The organism is Nitrospiria bacterium (assembly GCA_035498035.1).
Taxonomy (GTDB): Bacteria; Nitrospirota; Nitrospiria; order JACQBZ01; family JACQBZ01; genus JACQBZ01.
On the sequence record DATKAN010000041.1, the window covers coordinates 26,507 to 33,653 of the forward strand.

Sequence of the window (7,147 nt, forward strand, 5' to 3'; positions counted from 1 at the left end):
GCGACGCAAGCCCCAATAAGAGGATGACCGAACCGCGCGAAAGGATGGTTCTGGATGCGTTGGGAATGAACCGGGCGCTAAGCCGCGTGGCCCATGAGGTGATCGAGCGGAACCGCGGCCTGAGCGATTTGACCCTCGTCGGAATTCGGACCGGCGGTGTCCATTTGGCCCACCGTCTGGCCGCGGGACTCAAGGAGATCGAAGGGGTCGTTCTGCCCGTCGGCGCCTTGGATATCACGCTCTACCGGGATGATCTTAACAAAAAACGGGAGCAGCCCACGGTTCGTAAGACCGAAATCGGCTTCGACATCACGGACAAAATCGTGATCCTGGTGGATGACGTCCTCTTCACCGGCCGGACGATTCGCGCCGCCATGGATCAGCTGATCGACTTCGGGAGGCCGCGCGCGATTCAGCTGGCGGTCCTGATCGATCGTGGTCATCGGGAGCTGCCCATTCGCGCCAACTACGTCGGCAAGAGTTTGCCGACGGCCGTGGATGAAAAGGTAAAGGTTTTGTTGAAGGAAGAAGGGGAAGAAGACAGGGTGATTATAGAAAATGGGACTTAAGACGAAGGACATGATCAGCATCAAGGACCTCGACCGTGACGAATTGCGGCTGGTCCTCGATACCGCCGAATCCTTTAAAGAGGTCGGCACTCGGGATATCAAAAAGGTTCCGACCCTTCGTGGAAAGACCGTGGTCAATCTGTTCTTCGAGCCCAGCACTCGAACCCGCACCTCCTTCGAGTTGGCGGCCAAGCGCCTCTCGGCGGATGTCGTGAATATTTCCGCCTCCACCAGCAGCGTGGTCAAGGGCGAAACGCTTCTCGACACGGCCCGGAATATCGAGGCGATGCAGGTCGATCTGATCGTCGTTCGTCATCCCTGTGCCGGGGCCCCGGCCCTTTTGGCCAGGAAGGTGACCAGTGCCGTGATCAACGCCGGGGATGGGATGCATGAGCATCCCACGCAGGCCCTTTTGGATCTGTTCACCATCCGTGAGCGCAAGAAGACGCTGGAAGGTCTCACGGTCGTGATCGTCGGGGACATTCTCCACAGCCGGGTCGCCCGATCGGCGATCCAGGCCCTTAACACGGTCGGGGCGATCGTCCGAATCGTGGGTCCGCCCACAATCATCCCGCGCGAGATCACGCACTGGGGCGTCGAGGTTTTTTATCAATACGAGGAGGCCCTCAAAGGCGCGGACGTGATCATGATCTTGAGGCTTCAGTTGGAACGTCAGGAACAATCCCTCATCCCGACGCTCCGGGAATACTCGACCTTGTACGGACTGACGGCGCGCCGGCTCGCGATGGCCAAGGATGATGTGCTGGTGATGCATCCGGGACCGATCAACCGGGGCGTCGAGATCAGCCCGGAGGTGGCGGATGGTCTATCCTCCGCGATCCTGTCCCAGACCACCAACGGCGTGGCGGTCCGGATGGCCGTGCTCTACCTGTTATCCATGGGAGTCCGTGCGGACGGACAAGCCGCCGAGACTCCGATCTCCCCTTCCCCATCCTCCGGCCAAGACAAGCCCGATCCCCGCCCATTAAACCAGGGGCGCGAGACATGAATCTGCTGATCCGAAACGGCCGGATCGTCGATCCGGCCCATCGACGGGATGAGGTGACGGATCTCCTCATCGAAAACGGAAAGATCAGCCGCATCGGCAAGGCCTTGAAGTCCGACGGCCCGAAGTCCGAGACCCAGACCATCGACGGAACGGATAAATGGGTCGTGCCGGGCCTCGTGGATGTCCATGTTCATCTGCGGGAGCCCGGTTTTGAATACAAGGAAACCATCAAAAGCGGGACCGAGGCGGCCGCGGCCGGAGGGTTTACCTCGGTGTGTTGCATGCCCAATACCATACCGGTCAACGACAATCAGGCCGTGACTCGTTTGATCCGGGAAAAGGCCCGGCTGGAAGGGCGGGTCCATGTTTTCCCCATCGGGGCGATCACAAAAGGATCAAAGGGGGAAGAGCTGTCCGAGATCGGAGATTTGGTCGGGGCCGGCTGCGTGGCGATTACGGACGACGGGAAACCGGTGATGAACAGCGGGGTGATGCGCCGGGCGATGGAATATTCCCTGGCCTTTGATCTGCCGGTGATCGATCATTGCGAGGACGAGCACCTGATGGACGGCGGCGTGATGAATGAAGGGGTCGTTTCGATGGAGCTGGGCCTCCGGGGCATCCCCGCCGCCGCCGAGGAAGTGATGGTCGCCCGCAACCTGATCCTGGCCGAGTTGACCGGGGCGAGGCTTCATCTCGCTCACGTCAGCACCGCGGGGTCGGTTCGTCTGGTCCGCGAAGCGAAGAGCCGCGGAGTCCGGGTTACGGCCGAGACCTGTCCGCATTATTTCAGCCTGACGGAGGAGGCGGTGCGAGGGTACAACACGTGCGCCAAGATGAACCCCCCGCTTCGGACCCATCGGGACCGCGATGCGATCCGACAGGGTTTGAAGGACGGGACGCTGGAGGTGATCGCGACGGACCACGCGCCGCATTCGGAGGATGAAAAGAATCGCGAGTTCGATCTGGCGCCCTTCGGTATCGTCGGGCTGGAAACGGCTCTCCCCTTGACCCTTCGCTTGGTGGAGGAGGGCGTATTGTCGCTGGACGAGGCCGTGGCGAAGCTGACGGTTCAACCCGCGCGGGTCATGCGGCTGAACAAAGGCCACCTTGGAATCGGGGCGGATGCGGATCTCTGTCTGATCGATCCGGAGGCGACGTGGACCGTCGATCCAAGCCGCCTCCGTTCGAAAAGCAATAATACCCCTTTTGCCGGGTGGCGGATGAAGGGGCTGGTCGTGATGACGATCGTGGACGGCCGGGTCGTCTATTCCACCGAGGAGGTCCGGGCGACATGAAGATCCTGACCTCTCTGTTTGTCTGGCTGGAATTGCTCGGCCTGGGCGTCTGGGTCGGCGGGATGGTGATTTTGGGGGCCGTGGTCGCGCCCACCGTGTTCAATACCGTAAAGCCGGTTGAAATGGCGGGGGAGGCGATGAGCCTCGTATTCCACCGGTTTAACGGCGAATGGGTGTTTGTGTGCATCGGCCTCGTGGTCCTGGGTTTCATCGGGAAATGGCTGACGGCCCCGCCGCAGGGAATCCGGATGAGAATCGAGGCGACCCTCGTCATCCTGTTGGTTGGGTCCGGGCTTTACATCGGAGCGATTCTGGGGCCGAGAATGCAGGAGCTCCGCCAGATCACCCTGACCGATCGTTCCAACGGTGCGGCGGTCGCGGAATTTGATCTCGACCACAGGCGGTCGGTGCAGTTGTTCTCGGTCAACATCCTCCTGGGGCTGGCCGTGTTATGGATGAATTCCAGGATCTCCGGGGCTTCAAATCGTAAGGAGGGGTGATGGAAGGCCACGGACATCGTTCGTCGCGTCGAAAGGCGATCCTGGCCCTGGCTGACGGACGGGTATTCAAAGGATACGGCTTCGGCGCCCAGGGGGAAGGCGCGGGAGAGGTGGTTTTCAACACCTCGATGACGGGTTATCAGGAAATCCTGAGCGATCCGTCGTACCGCGGTCAGCTGGTCACGATGACCTATCCGCTGATCGGGAATACCGGCGTCAACGATGAAGACGTCGAGTCGTCCAAACCCTTTCTGTCCGGTTTCATCGTCCGGGAATATACCGACGATCCGAGCAACTGGCGCGCGACCGGCGGCCTGGACGACTATCTCGCCCGGAACGGGATTGTCGGAATCCAGGGGATCGATACGCGTGCCCTGACCAAACATATTCGGGACGTGGGGGCTCAACAAGGGATCATCTCCACCGTCGAATCGGATGAGAAACGGTTGGTGAAGCGGGCGGCCGAAGCGCCCGGCCTGGTCGGACGCGATCTGGTCAAGGAAGTCAGTTGCGAAAAACCCTACGAATGGACGGAAGGCAGCTGGGGATCTCCAATCGCAAATTTCAAATCCCTCAAGGTGGTCGTGTACGACTTGGGCGTAAAACGGAATATCCTCCGTCGTCTGATCGACGTCGGCTGCGCGGTCACGGTCGTTCCGGCCCGGACGAAGGCGTCGGAAGTCCTGTCCATGAATCCGGACGGCGTCGTCTTATCGAACGGTCCGGGCGATCCGGAAGGCGTGCCCTACGCCATCGAAGCCGCCCGATCGTTGATCGGGAAAAAGCCGGTTTTCGGGATCTGCCTGGGGCACCAGATCCTCGGTTTGGCGATGAACGGCAAGACTTATAAATTAAAATTCGGTCATCACGGCGGGAATCAACCCGTCATGGACCTGACGACAAACAAGGTCGAGATTACCGCCCAGAATCATGGATTCGCCGTGGATGTGGACTCGATCGGGTCCGAAATCGAGCTGACCCATCTCAATCTCAACGACCGCACCGTGGAGGGAATGCGCCATCGAACGCTGCCGATCTTCTCGATTCAGTATCATCCGGAGGCCTCCCCGGGGCCGCACGACGCCGGGTATTTGTTCAACCGATTTGTGGAGATGATGAAAAATGGATAAGAGAAATTTTTTGAGGGCGTACGGCCGTATGCCCCTACGGTTCATTGTTCTCGCGTTCCTCACCGTATGGTTGTCCGGCTGTATTTTTAACATTCGTATTCCACAGCCGGCCGAACCCTTGCAGGAAACACGGGTGGCCGGTGCGGGAGCCGATAAGATCGTCCTGATGGATCTGTCCGGAACGATCTCGGAGGAGGAGAAAGGATCAACGCTTGCGCCTGAGCCGAATATGGTGGCTCAATTCAAAGAAGAGTTGAAAAAAGCCGCGGACGATTCGGCCGTGAAGGCCGTGGTGCTTCGGATCAACAGTCCCGGCGGGACGGTCACGGCCTCGGACATCCTCCATCACGAGGTGGAAGTTTTTAAGAAACAGACCGGCAAGAAGGTCATTGTGAGCATCATGGATCTGGGTGCTTCGGGCGGGTATTATGTCGCGGTCGCGGGCGACAAGATCGTGGTCCATCCCACGACGGTGACCGGAAGCATCGGCGTGATCATGCTGACCGTAAATGTCCAGGGGCTGCTGGAGAAGATCGGCGTGACCGGGGCGGCCATCAAGTCGGGTGATAAAAAAGATATGGGTTCACCGCTGCGCCCGATGACGGAGGAAGAGCGGCGGCTTTTCCAGGGGATCATCGACCAGATGTATGATCGGTTTGTGTCGGTTGTCGCGGCCGGGCGGAAGGGGATGACGGTGGACCAGGTCCGGAAGGCTGCGGACGGACGCGTCTATACGGCACAACAGGCGCTCGACCTGGGGCTGGTGGACGGAATCGGATACCTCGATGACGCGATCCAACTGGCCAAGACCGAGGCCGGACTGAGCAAGGCCCGCATCGTGACCTATGTCCGGCCGGGCAGTTATAAGGACAATATTTATTCCCAAATACCCTCGGGCTCGCCCCAGACCGTGAATCTCGTCAATCTGGATCTGCGCTCCTTCGTCCAGGGCGGCACGCCGCGGTTCATGTACCTATGGGCCCCGTGACTGGAACGGGCTTTAGCGGATGGCCAGAGTAGTCCGCAGGGTTCCGGGCATACTGTATTGAAGGTTGGGGGAGATGAAATATGTTAAATTATATCCGTCGTCTCTTGAAATGGGACGTTCAAATTCAAAAAGGATTGACTGCGGAGTTTGCTTTGCAGAAGCAAGCTGAAGCTATTATAGAAGAAAGTGGCCGTCAGAATATGATCATGTTCTTGGCGATTATCTTTGGGCTCATCCTCAGTTTGGTTATGCTAATAGAAACTTTGGTCGCATAGTTAAAGTAGTTCCTCCCCTTTGTAAGGGGAGGCAGGGAAGGGGTAGAGCATTAAATGCCGAAGCGAACCGATATAAAGAAAATCCTCCTCATCGGCTCCGGGCCGATCGTGATCGGGCAGGCTTGCGAGTTCGATTACTCCGGAACCCAGGCCTGCAAGGCCCTCAAGGAAGAGGGCTATCAGGTCGTGCTCGTCAATTCCAACCCGGCCACGATCATGACCGATCCTGAACTGGCGGACCGTACCTACATCGAGCCGATCATCCCCGAGATCATCGAGAAGATCATCGAGCAGGAACGGCCGGACGCCCTCTTGCCGACGATGGGCGGCCAGACGGCTTTGAACATCGCCATGGTGTTGGCCCGGGACGGCATTCTGGAGAAATACGGCCTGAAACTCATCGGGGCCAATTACGATGCCATCAATAAGGCCGAGAACCGGGATATTTTCAGACAGTTGATGTGGAAAATCAATCTCAAGGTGCCGAACAGCGCCTATGCCAGAACCCGGGACGAGGCGATGCACGTCATCGAACAAATCGGTTATCCGGCGATTATCCGGCCGTCCTTTACCCTCGGAGGCACGGGGGGGAACATCGCCTATAACCGAGAGGAGCTGGTTGAGCATGTGGACTGGGGGCTTCAGGCCAGTCCGACCGGGGAAATCCTGGTCGAGCAGTCCGTCATTGGCTGGAAGGAGTTTGAACTCGAGGTGATGCGGGATCGGAAGGACAACGTCGTGATCGTCTGCCCGATCGAAAATCTCGATCCGATGGGGATCCATACCGGCGACAGCATCACGGTGGCTCCGGCGCAGACGCTGACCGACAAAGAGTATCAGATTATGCGGAACGCCTCCATCGCCATCATGCGGGAGATCGGCGTGGACACGGGCGGATCCAACATCCAGTTTGCCGTCAATCCGGAGAACGGTGAAATGGTCGTGATCGAGATGAACCCGCGGGTTTCCCGCAGCTCGGCGCTGGCCTCGAAGGCGACCGGGTATCCGATCGCCAAGATCGCGGCGAAGCTGGCGATCGGATATACCTTGGATGAGATTCCGAACGACATCACCAAAGTGACCCCGGCCAGCTTCGAGCCGACGATCGATTATGTCGTGGTCAAATTCCCGCGGTTTGCCTTCGAGAAATTCCCGCAGGCGGACGCGACCCTCACGACGCAGATGAAGTCGGTGGGGGAAGCGATGGCGATCGGCCGGACGTTCAAGGAGGCCCTGCAAAAGGCGATCCGGTCCCTGGAGATCGACAGCTTCGGTTTGGAGCAGCGCCTACACCGCCTGAAACCGAGGGGGGACAACGGCGAGAACGACAAAGATCTGATCCGCTCCAGGATCGAAACGCCCGGATGGGACCGTCTTT

Annotated in this window: 8 protein-coding genes; all 8 read left to right on the top strand. The window is 59.0% G+C overall.

Annotation, left to right across the window (positions count from 1 at the left end; translation table 11 throughout):
• The first annotated feature begins 23 nt into the window (after positions 1–23).
• Complete coding sequence (pyrR, locus tag VMN77_08615) at positions 24–569, top strand: bifunctional pyr operon transcriptional regulator/uracil phosphoribosyltransferase PyrR (GenBank protein ID HTN43842.1); 546 nt, start codon at positions 24–26, stop codon at positions 567–569.
• Entirely contained in the window at positions 559–1,578 is a 1,020-nt protein-coding gene (locus VMN77_08620) for an aspartate carbamoyltransferase catalytic subunit (protein HTN43843.1), read from the top strand. Before pyrR ends, VMN77_08620 begins: the two co-directional genes overlap by 11 nt.
• On the top strand, positions 1,575–2,876 hold the full coding sequence (locus tag VMN77_08625; GenBank protein HTN43844.1) for a dihydroorotase: 1,302 nt from the start codon (positions 1,575–1,577) through the stop codon (positions 2,874–2,876). The genes VMN77_08620 and VMN77_08625 overlap by 4 nt, the downstream gene beginning before the upstream one ends.
• The gene (locus VMN77_08630; GenBank protein ID HTN43845.1) at positions 2,873–3,376 is read left to right on the top strand and encodes a DUF4149 domain-containing protein; all 504 of its coding nucleotides are present in this window, start codon (positions 2,873–2,875) and stop codon (positions 3,374–3,376) included. The genes VMN77_08625 and VMN77_08630 overlap by 4 nt, the downstream gene beginning before the upstream one ends.
• Entirely contained in the window at positions 3,376–4,506 is a 1,131-nt protein-coding gene (gene carA, locus VMN77_08635) for a glutamine-hydrolyzing carbamoyl-phosphate synthase small subunit (protein HTN43846.1), read from the top strand. The genes VMN77_08630 and carA overlap by 1 nt, the downstream gene beginning before the upstream one ends.
• The gene (sppA, locus tag VMN77_08640; GenBank protein HTN43847.1) at positions 4,499–5,494 is read left to right on the top strand and encodes a signal peptide peptidase SppA; all 996 of its coding nucleotides are present in this window, start codon (positions 4,499–4,501) and stop codon (positions 5,492–5,494) included. The genes carA and sppA overlap by 8 nt, the downstream gene beginning before the upstream one ends.
• A gap of 80 nt (positions 5,495–5,574) precedes the next feature.
• Positions 5,575–5,769 (top strand): hypothetical protein, encoded by a 195-nt coding sequence (locus VMN77_08645; protein ID HTN43848.1) that lies wholly within the window; start codon positions 5,575–5,577, stop codon positions 5,767–5,769.
• 54 nt (positions 5,770–5,823) lie between these two features.
• The coding region (carB, locus tag VMN77_08650) for a carbamoyl-phosphate synthase large subunit (protein HTN43849.1) at positions 5,824–7,147 on the top strand (1,324 nt) is incomplete at its 3' end.